The organism is Microbacterium sp. P5_E9, from assembly GCF_054049175.1.
The window spans coordinates 293839-309389 of the sequence record NZ_JBFUMV010000003.1; the positions used below are offsets into that span (position 1 = coordinate 293839).

Consider the following 15551-nt stretch of genomic DNA (forward strand, 5'->3'; position numbering starts at 1 on the left):
AGGGGGAGCATAGGTCAGGCGGGGATCCACTCGATACTGGTGGTGAGCTCATCGAGCACGTCCGGCAGCGGCGCGACACCCAGACCGGGCCCGGTGGGCACCGTCAGCGTGCCGTCGTGCATCACGAACGGCTCGGTGATGTCGGTCTGGTAGAAGCGTCCGCTCGCCGAGACGTCGCCCGGCAGCGTGAAGCCGGGGAGCGACGCGAGCGCGACGTTCGCGGCGCGCCCGATGCCCGACTCGAGCATGCCCCCGCACCACACGGGCACACCGTGCGCGACGGCGAGATCGTGGATGCGGCGCGCCTCGAGGTAGCCGCCGACCCGGCCCGGCTTGATGTTGATGATGCTCGTCGCACCCAGGCGGATCGCGGCGGCGGCGGTCTGGGCCGACGTGATCGACTCGTCCAGGCAGATCGGGGTCTTGACGATTTTGGCGAGGTCCGCGTGGCCGAGCACGTCCTCCTCCTCGAGGGGCTGCTCGATCAGGAGCAGGTCGAAATCGTCGAGCTTCGCCAGGTGACGCGCGTCGCGCAGGGTGTACGCCGTGTTCGCGTCGACCTGCAGCAGCACGTCGTCGCCGAAGCGCTCGCGCACGGCCCGCACGGGCTCGAGATCCCAGCCGGGCTCGATCTTGAGCTTGATGCGCACGTATCCCTCGGCCAGGTACTCCCCGACCGCGTCGAGCAGCCGCGGAATGGTGTCCATGATGCCGACCGACACGCCACACGGCACGGTGTCGTGCACCCCACCGAGCTCGCGGGCGAAGGAGCGGCCCTCGGTGCGCAGCTCGGCATCGAGGATCGCCATCTCGAGCGCGGCCTTGGCCATGCGGTGGCCCTTGAAGGGCTTCAGGATCTCGCCGACGGCAGGCGCTCCCCCCACGCCTGCCGCCGCGAGAGCCGGGATGAAGAACCGCTTCATGACGTCGACGGCGCCGTCGGCGTACTCGGGCGAATACAGCGGGTCGCCGAGGGTCACGCACTCGCCCCAGCCGTCCGCGCCATCCGTGACCGCCTTCACGAGCAGGATGTCCCGGGAGGTCTGCGTCGAGAACGACGTGCGGAACGGCGACACCAGCGGCATCGAAACCCGCCGCAGTTCGAAGCCTTCGATCTTCACGAGCCGCTCCCCTCTCCGAGGCGGACGATGTACCCCGCGGTGCGGTCGAACCCGACGACGCGCCCGCCGTCCCCGAGCAGGGCGGTCAGGCGGGAGCGCACGCCGAGTCGCCAGGCGCGCGCCTCACCAGGGTCGGTGGTGCGCAGGCGCTCGACGTCCGCGGGCACCGGCACGCTCACATGGCCCGGGGCGCCGGGGTCGACCGCCGGGGGACGACCGGATGCCGCGTCCGCGACATCCTCGTCCCGTAGCTGCCAGCGCACCAGCAGCCGGTCGGTCTCGTCGTCGCCGTTGATGACGTCGGGCATCACGCCGTAGAAGTTGGTCAGGTACTCGACCGGCAGCGCCCGCAGCTTGGTGCAGTTGAAGTAGGCGTTGCGCGAGACGAGCGGATCGAAGGTCCACTCGATCACGTCGATGCCGCGGGCGAGTGCCCAGCCGCGCTGGTGCTGCTTCATGGCGTAGCCGATCGAGCGACCCGCGAGGCCTGGCGCGACGCCGGCGATGTGACTGTGCAGCGCATGCCGTTCGGGGGTCGAGTGGAAGGCGATCGCCGCGCCGACCACGGTGTCGCCGGCGAAGGCGCCCACGATGTAATTGCCCGCCTTCGTGAAGGCGCGCAGCAGCTCGGGCGGGACGGGCGGGTTCTCGGGGCTGCGCCCCCAGATCTCCGACAGCAGCCGCAGCATCGTCGCCTGCTCATCGACGCCGGCCAGTTCGCGCAGCGTGACGCCGGCGGCCAGGGCGGCCTCCTCGGCCGCGGCGATCGCGGTCGTGACGACGTCGTCGGCGTACAGCAGATCGGTCACGATCGTCCCTCCTCTTCCACGGCGGCCAGTTCGGCGGCCAGGGCGGCCACCAGGCGCGTGCGGGGCAGGAGCTCCGCGACCAGGACGTGCTCGTCGTCCGCGTGGGCGCCACCGCCCACCGCGCCGAGTCCGTCGAGCGTGGGCACGCCGATGCCGGCGGTGAAGTTGCCGTCGCTGCCACCGCCGACCGCGACGCTCTCCAGCGCCGGAAGACCCTCGCGCGCCGCGATCGCCTGCGCGCGAGCGAACAGCTCGGTGGATGCCGCGGCCTCGAGCGGCGGCCGGTTCGGGCCGCCCTTGATCTCGAGGCCGGCACCGGGCGTGACGGGGGCGAGCGCGCGCAGCGCCGCGTCGACCCGGTGCTGCTCGGCGACCGTGCGGGCGCGCACGTCGACGAACACCGACGCGGACGCCGGCACCGTGTTGGTCGTCGTGCCCGACGACGCCACCGTGGGGGTCACCGTGGTGCCCTGCTCAGGGTCGGCGAGTTCGGTGATCGCCAGCACGGTGTGGGCGAGCTCGATTGTCGCGTTGACCCCGCGCTCGGGCTCGAGGCCGGCGTGGGCGGCGCGCCCGGTGACGACCACCTCGTACAGCGACACGCCCTTGCGTTCGATCTTGAGGGCGCCGCCAGGAGCGGATGCCTCGAGCACGAGTGCCCCGCGAGCGCCGCGGGCGGTGTCCTCGATGAGTGCGCGGGAGGTGGTCGAGCCGACCTCTTCGTCACCCGTGACGAGCAGCGTCACGCCGTCGCGGTCTGGCAGCGACGCGATCGCGTGGAGCGCCATGACCAGGCCCGCCTTCATGTCGAAGCAGCCCGGACCGGTCAGGACCCCATCGCGCACCCGGAACGGCAGGCGCGCGAGCGTGCCCACCGGCCACACCGTGTCGTGATGGGCGACCAGCACGACACGCGTGGTGGCACCGAAGCGCCAGCGCAGGTGCGTCACGCCCTCGATCACGATGCGTTCGGGCTCGACACCCAGCAGCTCCTCGCCGAGTGCGGCGACCTCGAGGGCTGAGCGGGCCACCGCCCAGGCATCCGCGGACGGCGACTCTACCGAGACGAGGCGTTCGATGTGCGCGACGATCGTCTCGGTGCGCAGCTCGGCGAGGGTCTCGCTCATACCGGCTCTGCGACCTTCTCGGCGGATTCGAGCAGAGCGGTGTTCTCGACCTTGTCGCTCACCTTGGGGGTCGCGCGGGCACCGAAGTGCAGGTACGCCTCACCCGTGGGCAGCGAGTAGAAGGTCACGGTGATCCACGTCTGCGTGCCGGGGGCGCGCACCGCGTAGAGGGCCTCATCGAGTGCCACGAGCGGGTACTCGTCGACGGGGTGCGGCTCGAGCTCGGCGAGCGGGCCGAGCACGGTGCTGCGCAGCATGGGTCCCTCGTCGCCGACGAACACCTCCATGCGCACCGAGGCGCGCTCGTACGTGCCGACGAACGGGGTGACGTCGATCTCGATGGGCTGCTCGGGCACCTTCACGGGGGCCTTCATGTCGATCCCCGACAGCTCCGCGAAGATCTCACGGTAGAGGTCCTCGTAGAAGTCGCGGGTGTTGCCGCCGTTGGTGAGCAGCGTCACCGCGACGCCGGTCTCGGGGTGGATGCGCAGGAACGCCGCCTGTCCGATGGTGTTGCCGTCGTGGCCGTAGAGCCGGGCGCCGTTCCAGTCGAAGCGGATCCAGCCCAGGCCCCAGGAGTCGCCGAGCACGTGCTTATCGGGCACCTCCGCGTGGAACGACTGCATGTCGGCGACGGTCTCCTCGGCGAGGACGCGCGTGCCGTCGGCGGTGACGCCACCGGCCATGTGCAGGCGCGCGAACGCGAGCACATCCTCGGCGCGGGCGGTGATGAGGCCGGCGGGGCCGAGCGAGCGCATGAGGCCCCACGCCGGAGTCACCACCTGCTCGTCGCCCATGTCGACATGCCCGACGGCGGCGCCGAACAGGATCGCCTCCTCCGGAAGGGTCACGGTGTGCGTGAGTCCGAGGGGCTGGAACAGCAGCTCGGCCATCGCGGCATCCCACGTCTTGCCGGTGACCTTCTCGATCACGTGGCCGAGCACCGAGTAGCCGGCGTTGCAGTACGACCAGGTCGCACCGAGCGGGTGGTTCATGCCGGCGGTCGCGAGGTCGGCGACGTACTTCTCGAGGCAGTCGTCGCCGCGGCCGGTGTCGGTGAAGACATCCCCGTCGAGACCGCTCGTGTGGGTGAGGAGGTGCCACACCGTGATGCCGTCGGTCAGCTCGTCCTCGCTGAGCTTCAGCTCGGGGATGACGTCCTTCACGAGCGTGTCGAGCGACAGCTTCCCCTCGTCGATGAGCCGCATGATGACCGTCGCCGTCCACACCTTCGAGATCGAGCCGATCTGGAAGACGGAGTCCTTCGTGGCGGGCGCGCCGGTGGAGATGTTCTTGTTCAGAGTGCCGTACGCGCCGGTGACGATCTCGTCCTCACGGCCACCGAGCCGCAGGATCCCGAGCTGGGCGCCGGGCACCTTGTGCCGCTCGGCGAGCACCGCGAGGCGGCGCTGCCAGTGGGCGGCATCGATCTTCTCGGGGCGCGGGCCTGCGGCATCCCCCGCATACTGCTCAACCCATTCGACGACGCGCGTGGCGTAGTCGACCCGGTGGCTCGGCACGCCGAGGATCGGGAAGATGTGGCTGGCACCCGGGTAGACGACGAGGCGCGTCGGGACGCCGCGCTCGGCGAGGGCGTAGTGCCACTGCTCGGCCTGCCCGACGGGGCAGCGGACGTCGGCCTCGCCGTGCAGCACGAGGGTCGGGGTGGTGACCTTGTCGACGGCCGTGTAGGGCGACATCGCGGCGAGCCGCTCACGGTCGGCCGGGTCCCACGGCATGGCGCCGATCTCGAAGACGTTGAGCAGGTGCGCGTCGTCGGTGGTGCCGCCCATGCTCGTCATGTCGGCCACGACGCCGCCGGCGACGGCCACGGCGAAGCGGTCGTCGTGCCCGGTGAGGTAGCAGGTCATGAACCCGCCGTAGCTGTAGCCGGTGAGTGCGAGGCGCTTCGGGTCGACCGCGCCCTCTGCGACCAGGGCGTCGATGGGCTCGAGGAAGTCCTTGGCGTCGATCAGGCCCCAGTTGCCGTTGACGGCCTGGAAGAACTCCTCGCCGTACCCGTCGCTGCCGCGGGGGTTGATCGTCAGGACGGTCCAGCCGCGAGCGGCGAGCTCCTGGTGGAAGACGTGCATCTCGTCGACCGCGCCGTTCCAGGCGTTGTGCGGTCCGCCGTGCACGTCGACGAGCAGCGGGGTTGGGCCGGTCACGGCGGGGTCGCGCAGGAGCCAGCCCTGCACCGGGACGCCGTCGCTGATCGCGAACTCGCGCGACTTGCGGACGAACAGCTCCACACCCTCGGGCGCCGCGCCGTGCGCGGTCACGACCGATGACGTGCCGGCGGCCAGGTCGAGCAGCACGATCTCGCCGAACGACGTCGCGGTCGACAGGGCGATGGCGGCCTTGTCGCCGGCGACCGAGAGACCGCTGACGACCTCGGCGTCGCCGCCGTGGAGGTGCCGGGGCTCGCCGCCGTCCAGCGGCACCGCATAGAGGTGCGTGCAGCCGCGGTCGCGGATGGCGAAGAGCACGTCTCCGTTCGCGGTGACCTGCGGCAGGGCGCCGGGGTAGGCGGGGGCGCCGGGCATGACATTGCGGTCGAGGGATGCCGCGAGCTCGCGCGCCTCGCCGGTCGCGAGATCGACGCGGTAGAGGCGGGCGATGCCTTCGGGGTCGCCGGCCCAGCCGACGACCACGAGGTGGCGGCCGTCCGGGGCGTACGCGACAGTCGCGGCGACGCCGTCGGCGAACGCGACGATCCGCGCGGGTGCTGCCGCGTCGGCCGGGTCGATCACGTGCACGGCCATGCGGAAGGTGAGGTGGTCGACACCCTCCGGCTTGACCGTGTAGGCGATGAAGTCGCCGTCGGGGGCCCACGACGGGCTCGCGACGTGCTCGTCGCCGTCGGTGAGCTGCCGAACGGCGCCGCTCCCCAGGTCGACGAGGTGCAGCTGCACGCGGATGCCGCGGAGGAACCCGCTGCCGTCAGCCTGGTAGTTGACGCCGTCGCTCGCGATCGGGCCCTGGGCGCGCTTCGCGCGGTCGGCGTCGCTCTCCTCGGCCGCTGCCTCGCCGTCGACCGGCGCCGCGAAGACGATGCGGTCACCGGCAGGGCTCCACACCGGCGCGCCCGCGCCGAGCGGGAGGTGCGTGCGCTGCACGGGCTCGCCGCCCGTGACGGGGAGGGTCCATAGCTGGCCGTCGCGCAGGAACGCGAGGGTGCCGCCGTCGGGAGAGAACACCGGCGCGGTGTCGGTGGTGCCCTGGGTGAGGCGGCGGGCTGCGCCCGCGGCATCCGTCAGCCAGATCGAGCTGATCGCCTTATCGGCGGCGGCGTCGATGCCTCCGAGCACGTAGGCGACGAGCGTGCCGTCCGGGGAGATGCTGGGCTGGCTCGGGACCGTGAGGTCGAGCACGTCCTCGATGCGCATGTTGCGGGTCACAGTTCGCTCCTTGAGGGTTGGAGATCGGTGGTCGGCTGACCGGGGATGGCGGCCAGCAGCTGCTGGGTGTAGGGATCGCGGGGGTTGGAGAGCACTTCGGCGGTGGGGCCTTCCTCGACGATGCGTCCGCGGTGCATCACCGCGACGCGGGAGGCGACGTATCGGACCACGGCGAGGTTGTGCGAGATGAACAGCAGCGACAGGCCGAGTTCGGCCTGCAGTTCGCGCACGAGATTGAGCATCGATCCCTGGATCGACACGTCGAGGGCGGATGTGATCTCGTCGGCGATCAGCACCTCCGGCCGCCCCGCGAGAGCACGGGCGATCGCGACGCGCTGACGCTGGCCGCCCGACATCTGGCCCGGGTAGGTCTTGGCGCGAGACGCGTCCAGGTGCACGAGCTCGAGCAGACGCGCGACCTCGTCGTTGCGCTGGGCGCGCGTGAGGCCCCGCGGCAGGATCTCGGCGATGCTCGCCCCGATCGTCATGCGCGGGTCGAGCGACGAGAACGGGTCCTGGAAGACCATCTGCAGCGGTCGGCGACCGTGCCGCACATCGATCGGCTCGCCGTCGAGCAGGATGCGTCCGCTGTCGAGGGGCACGAGTCCGACGGCGGCGCGCGCGATGGTCGACTTGCCCGATCCGGACTCGCCGACGAGTCCGAGCACCTCGCCGTTCGGCACGGTGAGGCTCACGTCGTCGACGGCGAGGGTCTGCGACCGGCCGGAGCCGAAGCGCACGGTGGCGTTCTCGATGCGCAGCTCGCTCACAGCAGCACCTCCTCGACGTCGAGGGCGGGTTGGGCCAGGGTCAGGGCGATCGGCTCCCCCGCGTGCCAGCAGGCTGCCCGACCAGGACCGGCCGGCGCGAGCCGCGGGTCGACTTCGCGGCAGTGCGCGTCGGCGAGCGGGCACCGGGCCGCGAACGCGCAGCCGGCCGGCACGTGCGCGGGATCGACCGGACGGCCGGCGACGGTGGCGAGCGGCCGTGCCAGGTCGGTCTGCATGTCCGGGACGGCCGCCATGAGCGCACGGGTGTACGGATGCTGCGCCTCGCGCAGCCGGTCGGCCGGGAGCTCTTCGACGATGCGTCCGGCGTACATGACGAGCACGCGGTCGCAGATCTCCGCCACCACCGACACGTCATGGCTGATGAGGAGGATGGCGACATCCTCGTCGTCGCGGATGCTCTTGAGGAGGTCGAGCACGCGCTGCTGGACTGTCACGTCCAGGGCGGTCGTCGGCTCGTCGGCGATGATGAGCGCCGGCTTGCCCATGAGCCCCGCGCCGATCATGGCACGCTGGCGCATCCCGCCGGAGAACTCGTGCGGGTACTGCTTGGCCCGCTGCTCGGGGTTGCTGATCTGCACGGCCGCGAGCCGATCGACGGCCCGATCCGCGGCCTCGCGGCGGGTCATGCCGTGGTGTTCGGTGGCGACCTCGGCGAGCTGCGCGCCCATCTTCTTGGTCGGGTTGAAGCTCGTCATCGGGTCCTGGAAGACCAGCGCGAGCGACGTGCCGAGCAGGCTCCGATGGCGCTTCGGGTCGCCGGAGAGGAGGTCCTCGCCGCAGAACGTCAGGCGGTCCGCGTCGACGACGCCGGGGTGCTCGATGAGCTGGGCGATCGCCAGCGCGGTGAGCGACTTGCCCGACCCCGACTCGCCGACGATGCCGACGACCTCGCCGCGGCGCATCGAGAACGACACCCCGCGGACGGGTTCGATCGGGCCGGTGGCGCCGGGGAAGGCGACCCGCAGGTCGCGAACGTCGAGCACAGCGTCGGCCGGGGCCGCGGCATCCGTCTCCCACGCGGTCCCTGAGCCTGTCGAAAGGTCGCCCACCGCATCGCCCGCGACGTCGCCCGGACGCGGCTTCGCCTGCACGCGCGCGATCTTCGCGACGATGCCGGTCGATCCGATGCCGAGCGAGCGCGCGGCGGCTTCGCCGGTGAGGTTGAAGGCGAGCCCGGCGATGACGATCGCGATGCCGGGCGCGAGGGCGGCGAGCGGGTTGATGTAGATGCCGGAGAGGCCCTCCATCATGAGCCGGCCCCAGTCGTACTCGGGCGGCTGCACACCGAGGCCGATGAACGAGAGTCCGGCGAACGCCAGCAACGCGCCGCCGGCGCCGATCGTCGCGTTGACGATGAGGGGCTCGCCGATGTTCGGCAGCACGTGCCGGAACAGCACGCGCACGCGGCCCACGCCGCCGATGCGGGCGGCCGCGACGAAGTCGCGCGATGCGACGCCGGCGACGAGGGTCTGGCACAGCCGGGCGAAGCTCGGCGCCCCGGCGAGGCCGATCGCCCAGGTCGCGCCGACCCAGCCGGTGCCGAAGATCACCGCGAAGAAGAGGGCGAGCAGCAGGCCCGGGAAGGCGACGGCGACGCTGACGACCCACGTCACGCTGCGGCCGGCCCTGCCCATGAGCCACGGCGCGACGCCGAGGATGAGACCCGCGGTCACGGCGACGACGGTGGCCATAAGCGCGAGCACCACCGACAGTCGCGTGGCGACGAGCACCCGCAGCAAGAGGTCGCGGCCGAGCGCGTCGGTGCCGACCGGGTGCTCGGCCGACGGGCCGGCGAGGATGTTGCCGGTGTCGACGACGGCCGCCTGGGCGCCCCAGAGGATCGGCGCGAAGATCGCGGTCACCAGCACGAGGGCGAGGAGGATGACCGCGGCGAGTCCGAGCGGCGTGCGCACGGTGCGGGCGAGCAGGCGCATCAGGACTCCGCCACCGTCGTGCGGGGATCGAGCCCCGCGAGGATGCCGTCGACGATCGTGTTGATCACGAGGACGCCCGCGCCGTAGACGAGGACGGTGCCCTGCACGAGCGGGTAGTCCTTGGTCTGGATCGCCTGCACGATCGTCGAGCCGAGACCCGGCCACGCGAACACGTTCTCGACGAGCACCGTGCCGATGACGAGGGAGCCGAGGAGCAGGCCGGCGAGCGTGAGGGTCGCGGTGGTGGCGTTGGGCAGCGCGTGGCTGAGGTAGATCCGCCAGGCCGGGAGGCGCTTGGCGCGGGCGGTGCGCACGAAGTCCGTGTCGAGCACGTTGAGCATCTCGACCCGGACGATGCGGGCAAGCACGGCAGCCGGGCCGAGGGCGAGGGCGAGCACCGGCAGGACGTACGAGTCAGGGCCGCTGCGGCCGGCGATCGGGAACCAGCCGAGGGTGACACCGAAGACCGACACCAGCGCGACGCCGAGGAGGAAGTCCGGGATCGCCGAGATGAAGACGCTCGAGGAGGCGAAGCCCAGTTCGAGGCCGCGGCCCCGCCCCCGGCGGGTGCGCACGGCGATGGCGACGCCGACCGGGATGGAGATGACGATGGCGAGGGCGAACGCGAGGAAGGCGAGGCTCGCCGTGGCGGGCAGCCGCTGCGCGATGGTCTGCGCGACCGGCAGGTTCGAGCCGAACGACACGCCCAGGTTGCCGGTGAGGACGCTGGTGAAGTAGTCCCAGTACTGCTGGAGCAGCGGGTTGTCGAGTCCGAGCGCCTCCCGGCGTGCGGCGACGAGTTCCGGCGAAGCCGCCGGGCCGAGCGAGCCGCGGACGGGGTCACCGGGCATCGCGTGGATCATCAGGAAGGATGCCGTCAGCAGCACCCACAGCGACGCCACGAGCCGCCCCGACCGGCGGAGGATGAACCGGGGCCAGCGGTGGTCGCGGGCTCGGCGCACCTCCTCGACGGGCGGGGCGGCTGTGATCGTCATGATGGCGTGGTCCTTCTCCCGGCGGGCATGCGCCCGCCGGGCGGGGGGAGGATCGGTACTTACTGGGCTGCCAGCATGCGGATGCTGGTCGGGACGATCTGGCCGACCATCTCGAACTCGGCGTTCTGGCCGAAGGTCTTGATGGCGCTGTTGGCGAAGGCGACCACGTCAGCGGCCTGGTACAGGTTCGCCTCGGCGTCCTTCCAGGTGTCGCAGCCGTCCGTGCCGGTCATCGTCATGGCGTCGGCGACGCCCGCCTCGTAGTCGGCGTTGGCGATCGAGGCGAAGTTGCCGCCGCCGTCAGGCACACCGGGGCCGGAAAGGAAGCCGGTGAGCTGATCGGGGTTGCTGACGTTGACCGGGACCCACGCGATGTCCCATGCTCCGGTGCCGAACAGGGCGCCGGTGATGGTCGTCGAGTCGTTCTCAGCGGCGTCGACCTGCACGCCGATCTCCTGCCAGGCGGCGGTGGCGAGCTCGGCCGCCGCAGCGCCACCCGTGCCGAGGGTGTTGGCGTAGATGAAGGTGACGGCGAGCTTCTGCCCGTCCTTCTCACGGATGCCGTCGGCGCCCTCCACCCAGCCGGCATCGTCGAGCGCGGCCTTGGCGGCGTCGACATCCGTCTCGGGACGGTTGCCGGTCACGGCGTCGTACGTGCACGCCGACGGCGGGATCACGGTGAGGCGCGTTGCGGGCAGGCCGGTGTTGGAGGTCAGCACCTTCTGCAGCTCGTCGAAGTCGACCGCCTGGGTGAGCGCCATGCGGACTGCGGGGTCACTCGTGACATGACCGACGCCCTGGTTGTACCACTGCTCGCCGAGCAGGGCCTCGATCGTCTGCGAGAAGAGCTTGGCGCTGTCGAGGCGCGCGGCATCCGGTCCGACAATCTGCGCGGCGTTGACGTCGCCGGCCAGCAGCAGGTTGGCCGCCGTGGTCTCGTTCGGGATGACCTTCGCGACGACGGTCTTGGGCAGGCCGGCTTCCTTCGTGGTCGCGCCGCTCGGGCCCCAGGCGTAGTCGGGGTTGATCTCGTAGGTGTAGTGGTCGTTGGGGACGGCCTCGGTGAGCGTGTACGGACCGGTGCCGTCGGTCGCCGCTGCCAAGGTGGTGCGGTCGTTCAGGCCCGCGTCGCAGACCATCGGCACGTTCGCGAGGCTCTGCAGGACGAACGGCGCAGGCGCGGACTGCGTGATCGTGAGGGTGGCGCCGTCGGCCTCCGCGGTCAGGCCGGCGGGCAGGTACGTCTGGAGGAATGGGCTCTGGTTCGCGGGGTCGGAGATGAAGGCGATGTTGTCGGCCGCGGTCTGCGCGGTGAAGTCCGAGCCGTCTGCGCACTTCACGCCCTCGTTGAGGGTCAGAGTGACGGTCGCGCCGTCGACCGTCCAGTCCTTGGCGAGCTGCGCGCCGATCTCGCCGTCCTTGTCGAGGCTGACGAGGTTGTCGTAGGCGAACTGGCTCAGCTGGAAGAGGGCGCTCACCGCCGACATCTGCGGGTCGAGGGCGCCGGGGTCGGCGACCATCGTGAACGTGAAGGTGCCGTCGTCGACGAAGTCGGAACTCGACGATGAGCTGCCGCTCGCGCCGGAGCAGCCGGCGAGGGCGGTGACCGCGACGGCGGTGGTCAGGACGGCAAGAGCGGGCCTTGCGAACGATTTCATGCAGGTCTCTTTTCTGAATCCGGGGGGATCGGCTGCTGTGGTGCGGTGGGGAGGGTGGTCAGTCGGCGCGGGCGACCGCGCGGCCGGAGTGGACGTACCTGCGCCGGCCGGACTCGTCCTCACCGAGGAACGAGTACACGACGTGCATCTGCTGCACCGCCGGGGCGGCGGTGATGAGCGAGTCGGCGTTGTACCCGACCAGCTCGGTGTGCTCGGGCGTCTGGCCCATCTCGGCGAGGATGCCCTTGGGGTTGCTGTCGACCCAGATGCGGCCCTCGTCGTCGACCGAGACGGTCAGGTCGATGGTCGAGTTCGAGTAGAAGCCGACGAGCGGCCCGGCGTCCACGGCCACGGCCTCGGCGGGCGGCACGGGCAGCCCGTGCAAGGTGACACCCGCCGCCTCCTTGAGAATCGGCGCGACGACATCATCGAAGAGCCCCATCACGTCGCCGCCGTTCGTGAGCATCGCGACCGCGATGCCGAGCTCGGGCACGACGCGCAGGAACGCCGACTGGCCGATGGTGCCGCCGTCGTGACCGATCACGACGGGCGTCGCGGTCTGGATGATCTCCCAGCCCAGGCCCCAGGCGTCGCCCATGCCGGTCAGTCGCGGCAGATCCACGTGGTTCGTGCGCATCGCCTGGGCGGACTCCGCCGACAGTACGCGCGTGCCGTTGGCGCCGACGCCGTCGCCGAGGTGCATCTGTGCGAATCCGATCAGGTCGCGCGGCCGCATGGCGAGCATCGAGCCGGCCGGTTCGTTGGACTTCGCGAGCGCCCAGACCGGGGCCGGGATCTGGACGCCATCCTCCCCGGCACCGAGATGGCCGACTGCGGCGCGGAAGAGGATCGCCTCGTAGGCGCTCGGCGCGACGTGGGTGAGCCCCAGCGGCTGTGCGATGCGGCTGACGAGGAGGTTCTCCCAGGTGTCTTCGCGCAGCACCTCGACCAGCCGGCCGAGAACGCTGAAGGCTGCGTTGTTGTACGAGAACAGCTCGCCGGGAGTGAAGAGCTGCGGGAGCCCCGCGATCGCATCGATGTACTTCTCGATGGCGTCGTCGCCACGACCCGTGTCGGTGAAGACGTCCCCTTCGAAGCCGCCCTGGTGGCTCAGCAGCTGTCGGGCGGTGATGGAGCCGGCGGCGGCATCGTCGGCGAGCCGGAATTCCGGCACGTAGGTGCGGATCGGGGCATCCAGGTCGAGCAGTCCGTCGTCGACGAGCTGCATGACGAGCGTCGTGGTCCAGACCTTCGTGATCGAGCCGATCTGGAAGACGGAGTCGGTGGTCACCTCGACCCGCGTGGCAGTGCTGAGCAGGCCAGCGGCGGCTTCCACGATCTCGCCGTCCTTCAGGACGGCGATCGTGGCGCCGGGCACGCCGCGCTCGGCGACAGCCTGGGCGAAGTGGGCGGCAAGGAACGTTGCGACATCATCGGGGGAACGCATTCCCTCACGATAAGTTGTTCAATTCGTGGTTTTTTGTCCGATCAGACAGAGAAAGTGTCGTCTCCTAGTCGTATCCGACAAGGAGTTTCGGACCCGGATGCCGCGGCATCCGTCATCCGACCGGCTCTGCACTGGAGCGCGCCGCGCGCTGCGACGAGCGCACCGCACCGATGCTGGCCGCGATCACGAGCGAGATGCCCACGATCTCGAGCCACGACAGGGTCTGGCCCAGCAGCACCCACCCCGCGATGGCGGCAGTGGCCGGCGCCAGGCTCATCAGGATCGCGAACGACGACGCAGGCAGACGGCGCAGGGCGATGAGCTCGAACGCGTAGGGGATGGTCGACGACAGCACGGCGACGGCCGCGCCGAAGAGGAGCAGCTCGGGGCGCAGCAGGGCGGCGCCGGCGGAGGCGATGCCGAACGGCAGTACGATGAGCGCCCCGACGCTCATCGCCAATGCGAGCCCGTCGAGCTTGGGGAACTCCCGGCCCACCCGCGCCGACGCGAGGATGTAGAACGCCCAGCTCGCGGCCGCGCCGAGGGCGAAGAGCACTCCGACCGGATCGAGCTGCTCCCAACCGCCCCCGCCGAGGGCGAGCACGCCGCCGAAGGCGAGGGCGGCCCACAGCCACGCAGAGCGCCGGCGCGCGGCGACGATCGAGAGCACCAGCGGCCCGAGCACCTCGATCGTGACCGTGACGCCGAGCGGAAGGCGCTCCAGGGCGAGGTAGAAGAGGCCGTTCATCGCCGCGAGGACGACCCCGAACGCGAGGACCGCGATCCATCCGTCCCGCGAATGGCCCCGCAGGGACGGGCGCGCGATCAGCAGCAGCAGGATCGCCGAGAACCCGAGTCGCAGCATGACGATGCCGAGCGGCCCCATCTCGGGGAACAGGAGCACAGCGATCGAGGCGCCGACCTCCTGGCACGCGAGTCCCGCGACGACGAGGAGGATGGCGGGGGTCTGGGCGGTGCGTCCGTTCACGGAGCAGGCTGGGGGCAGATCGCTGCGGCGGCGGTCGCGTCGTGATACTGCTGCGCAGTCCACGGCAGACCAGCCTCCGGCGCGGTCTCGCCGGTGGCCGCGGCCGCCTTGGAGGCGATCGCCGCGAGCTCCCACGCGAGATTCGTCGCCGGCCCCTCGCCGCCGGCTGAATTGTTCAGCACGACCGCGACCGTCAGCCCGGTCTCCGGGTCTGCGAACGCGGCCGTCGAGTACCCCGGCACCGCGCCGGACTGCCCGATCAGCGTGCCCGCCTGCAACGCGCCCCCTGCCGCAGTGAACCAGGAGGGCGCACCACTGTACGCGGGCAGCGGGTCGGCGAACCTGTCCGCAGCGGGAGGAGTGAGCGCACCCGCGGCGAGCGCCTGCGCGTAGCGGCCGAGGTCGTGGATGTCGGTGACGACTCCGGAGTCGGTGAATCCGATGCTCGACGAGATCTTGGTGATGTCGAGCGGCTCGGTGCAGTTCATGACTCCCGCGGCATCCCTCAGGGAGTGGTGCCCGGCGAGTGCGGAAGCTTCGCCGGACGGCTTCGCCGCGGCATCCGTCGGCAGCATCGTCGCGTCCAGCGCGAGCGGCCGGAACACGTACTCGTCGAGCAGCTGGCTCGCCGTCTGCCCCGATGCGCGCTCGAGCGCGAGCCCGAGCAGCAGGTAGCCGGCGTCGGAGCCGGTGTAGGCGGTGCCAGGCTCGGAACGCTCCTGGCCGAGCCCATAGCTGGCGAGCTCGCGCGCGTCCCACTCCCGGTTGGGGTTCGTGAGCCACTGCGACAGCAGCACGGGTGTGTAGGATCCGATGCCCGACGTTCCATCGCAGAGCTGGTCGAGCGTGATCTCGTCGAGATCCGAAACCCCGGCCACGTACTCCGTGACGCTGTCACTGCCCGAGACGGTGCCCTTCGCTTCGAGGGCGTAGAGCACGTCGCACGTCATCGGGCGAGTCTCCCGCGCGGCGCGGAACTGCATCTTCGTGCTCACGTCGCCGCCGCCGACGTTCTGCGTGCCGAGCCCGGTCACCCAGGAGCCGCTCCACGGTGCCCAGACGCCGACGATCGCACCGGATGCCCCGGAGGCGTTCATCGCGAAGGTGACGGCATCCTGCAGCTGAGTCGTCGTGTCCTCAGGGAGCCCGCCGTCGACCTGCGGGGGAAGGTCGATGACCGCCGGGGAGGCGGCGGCGCACGCGGAGAGCGCGAGCGTCAGAGCGAGCACGCCCGCCATCGCTCGCACTGTGCGAGTGAACTGGCGTCGGTGCCTCACCCA

Annotated in this window: 11 protein-coding genes; all 11 read right to left on the bottom strand. The window is 71.1% G+C overall.

Translation table 11 applies throughout. The features are described from left to right. Window positions 1–14: 14 nt before the first annotated feature. The 11 genes from menC to ACXJ3V_RS07650 all read right to left on the bottom strand — a co-directional run bounded on the left by menC (window position 15) and on the right by ACXJ3V_RS07650 (window position 15509). Window positions 15–1121 (bottom strand): o-succinylbenzoate synthase, encoded by a 1107-nt coding sequence (gene menC / locus ACXJ3V_RS07600; RefSeq protein ID WP_457099674.1) that lies wholly within the window; start codon window positions 1119–1121, stop codon window positions 15–17. Further along, window positions 1118–1930: a GNAT family N-acetyltransferase gene (locus ACXJ3V_RS07605; RefSeq protein WP_457099675.1), complete on the bottom strand. Its 813-nt coding sequence runs from the start codon at window positions 1928–1930 to the stop codon at window positions 1118–1120. Before ACXJ3V_RS07605 ends, menC begins: the two co-directional genes overlap by 4 nt. Continuing rightward, window positions 1927–3057: a M20 family metallopeptidase gene (locus tag ACXJ3V_RS07610; protein ID WP_457099676.1), complete on the bottom strand. Its 1131-nt coding sequence runs from the start codon at window positions 3055–3057 to the stop codon at window positions 1927–1929. Before ACXJ3V_RS07610 ends, ACXJ3V_RS07605 begins: the two co-directional genes overlap by 4 nt. Next, window positions 3054–6458 carry a serine hydrolase gene (locus ACXJ3V_RS07615; RefSeq protein ID WP_457099677.1) on the bottom strand — a complete coding sequence of 1135 codons (3405 nt, stop codon included), beginning with the start codon at window positions 6456–6458 and terminating at the stop codon, window positions 3054–3056. The genes ACXJ3V_RS07610 and ACXJ3V_RS07615 overlap by 4 nt, the downstream gene beginning before the upstream one ends. Next, window positions 6455–7228, bottom strand: coding sequence for an ABC transporter ATP-binding protein (locus ACXJ3V_RS07620; protein ID WP_457099678.1), 774 nt, complete (start codon window positions 7226–7228; stop codon window positions 6455–6457). The genes ACXJ3V_RS07615 and ACXJ3V_RS07620 overlap by 4 nt, the downstream gene beginning before the upstream one ends. Further along, window positions 7225–9183, bottom strand: coding sequence for a dipeptide/oligopeptide/nickel ABC transporter permease/ATP-binding protein (locus ACXJ3V_RS07625; protein ID WP_457099679.1), 1959 nt, complete (start codon window positions 9181–9183; stop codon window positions 7225–7227). Before ACXJ3V_RS07625 ends, ACXJ3V_RS07620 begins: the two co-directional genes overlap by 4 nt. Continuing rightward, window positions 9183–10178, bottom strand: coding sequence for an ABC transporter permease (locus ACXJ3V_RS07630; RefSeq protein WP_457099680.1), 996 nt, complete (start codon window positions 10176–10178; stop codon window positions 9183–9185). The genes ACXJ3V_RS07625 and ACXJ3V_RS07630 overlap by 1 nt, the downstream gene beginning before the upstream one ends. Before the next feature lie 59 nt (window positions 10179–10237). After that, window positions 10238–11836 carry an ABC transporter substrate-binding protein gene (locus ACXJ3V_RS07635; RefSeq protein WP_457099681.1) on the bottom strand — a complete coding sequence of 533 codons (1599 nt, stop codon included), beginning with the start codon at window positions 11834–11836 and terminating at the stop codon, window positions 10238–10240. A gap of 58 nt (window positions 11837–11894) precedes the next feature. After that, the gene (locus ACXJ3V_RS07640) at window positions 11895–13283 is read right to left on the bottom strand and encodes a serine hydrolase domain-containing protein (RefSeq protein WP_457099682.1); all 1389 of its coding nucleotides are present in this window, start codon (window positions 13281–13283) and stop codon (window positions 11895–11897) included. Window positions 13284–13395: 112 nt separating this feature from the next. Further along, window positions 13396–14271: an EamA family transporter gene (locus tag ACXJ3V_RS07645; protein ID WP_457099683.1), complete on the bottom strand. Its 876-nt coding sequence runs from the start codon at window positions 14269–14271 to the stop codon at window positions 13396–13398. After that, window positions 14268–15509, bottom strand: a complete 1242-nt coding sequence (locus ACXJ3V_RS07650) for a serine hydrolase domain-containing protein (protein WP_457099684.1) — start codon at window positions 15507–15509, stop codon at window positions 14268–14270. The genes ACXJ3V_RS07645 and ACXJ3V_RS07650 overlap by 4 nt, the downstream gene beginning before the upstream one ends. Window positions 15510–15551: the final 42 nt, after the last annotated feature.

Excerpts from the sequence above, each read along its gene's own strand:
- ACXJ3V_RS07635 (WP_457099681.1), bottom strand. The coding sequence starts at position 11,836 with ATGAAATCGTTCGCAAGGCCCGCTCTTGCCGTCCTGACCACCGCCGTC.
- ACXJ3V_RS07640 (WP_457099682.1), bottom strand. The coding sequence starts at position 13,283 with ATGCGTTCCCCCGATGATGTCGCAACGTTCCTTGCCGCCCACTTCGCC.
- ACXJ3V_RS07610 (WP_457099676.1), bottom strand. The coding sequence starts at position 3,057 with ATGAGCGAGACCCTCGCCGAGCTGCGCACCGAGACGATCGTCGCGCAC.
- ACXJ3V_RS07630 (WP_457099680.1), bottom strand. The coding sequence starts at position 10,178 with ATGACGATCACAGCCGCCCCGCCCGTCGAGGAGGTGCGCCGAGCCCGC.
- ACXJ3V_RS07650 (WP_457099684.1), bottom strand. The coding sequence starts at position 15,509 with ATGGCGGGCGTGCTCGCTCTGACGCTCGCGCTCTCCGCGTGCGCCGCC.
- ACXJ3V_RS07625 (WP_457099679.1), bottom strand. The coding sequence starts at position 9,183 with ATGCGCCTGCTCGCCCGCACCGTGCGCACGCCGCTCGGACTCGCCGCG.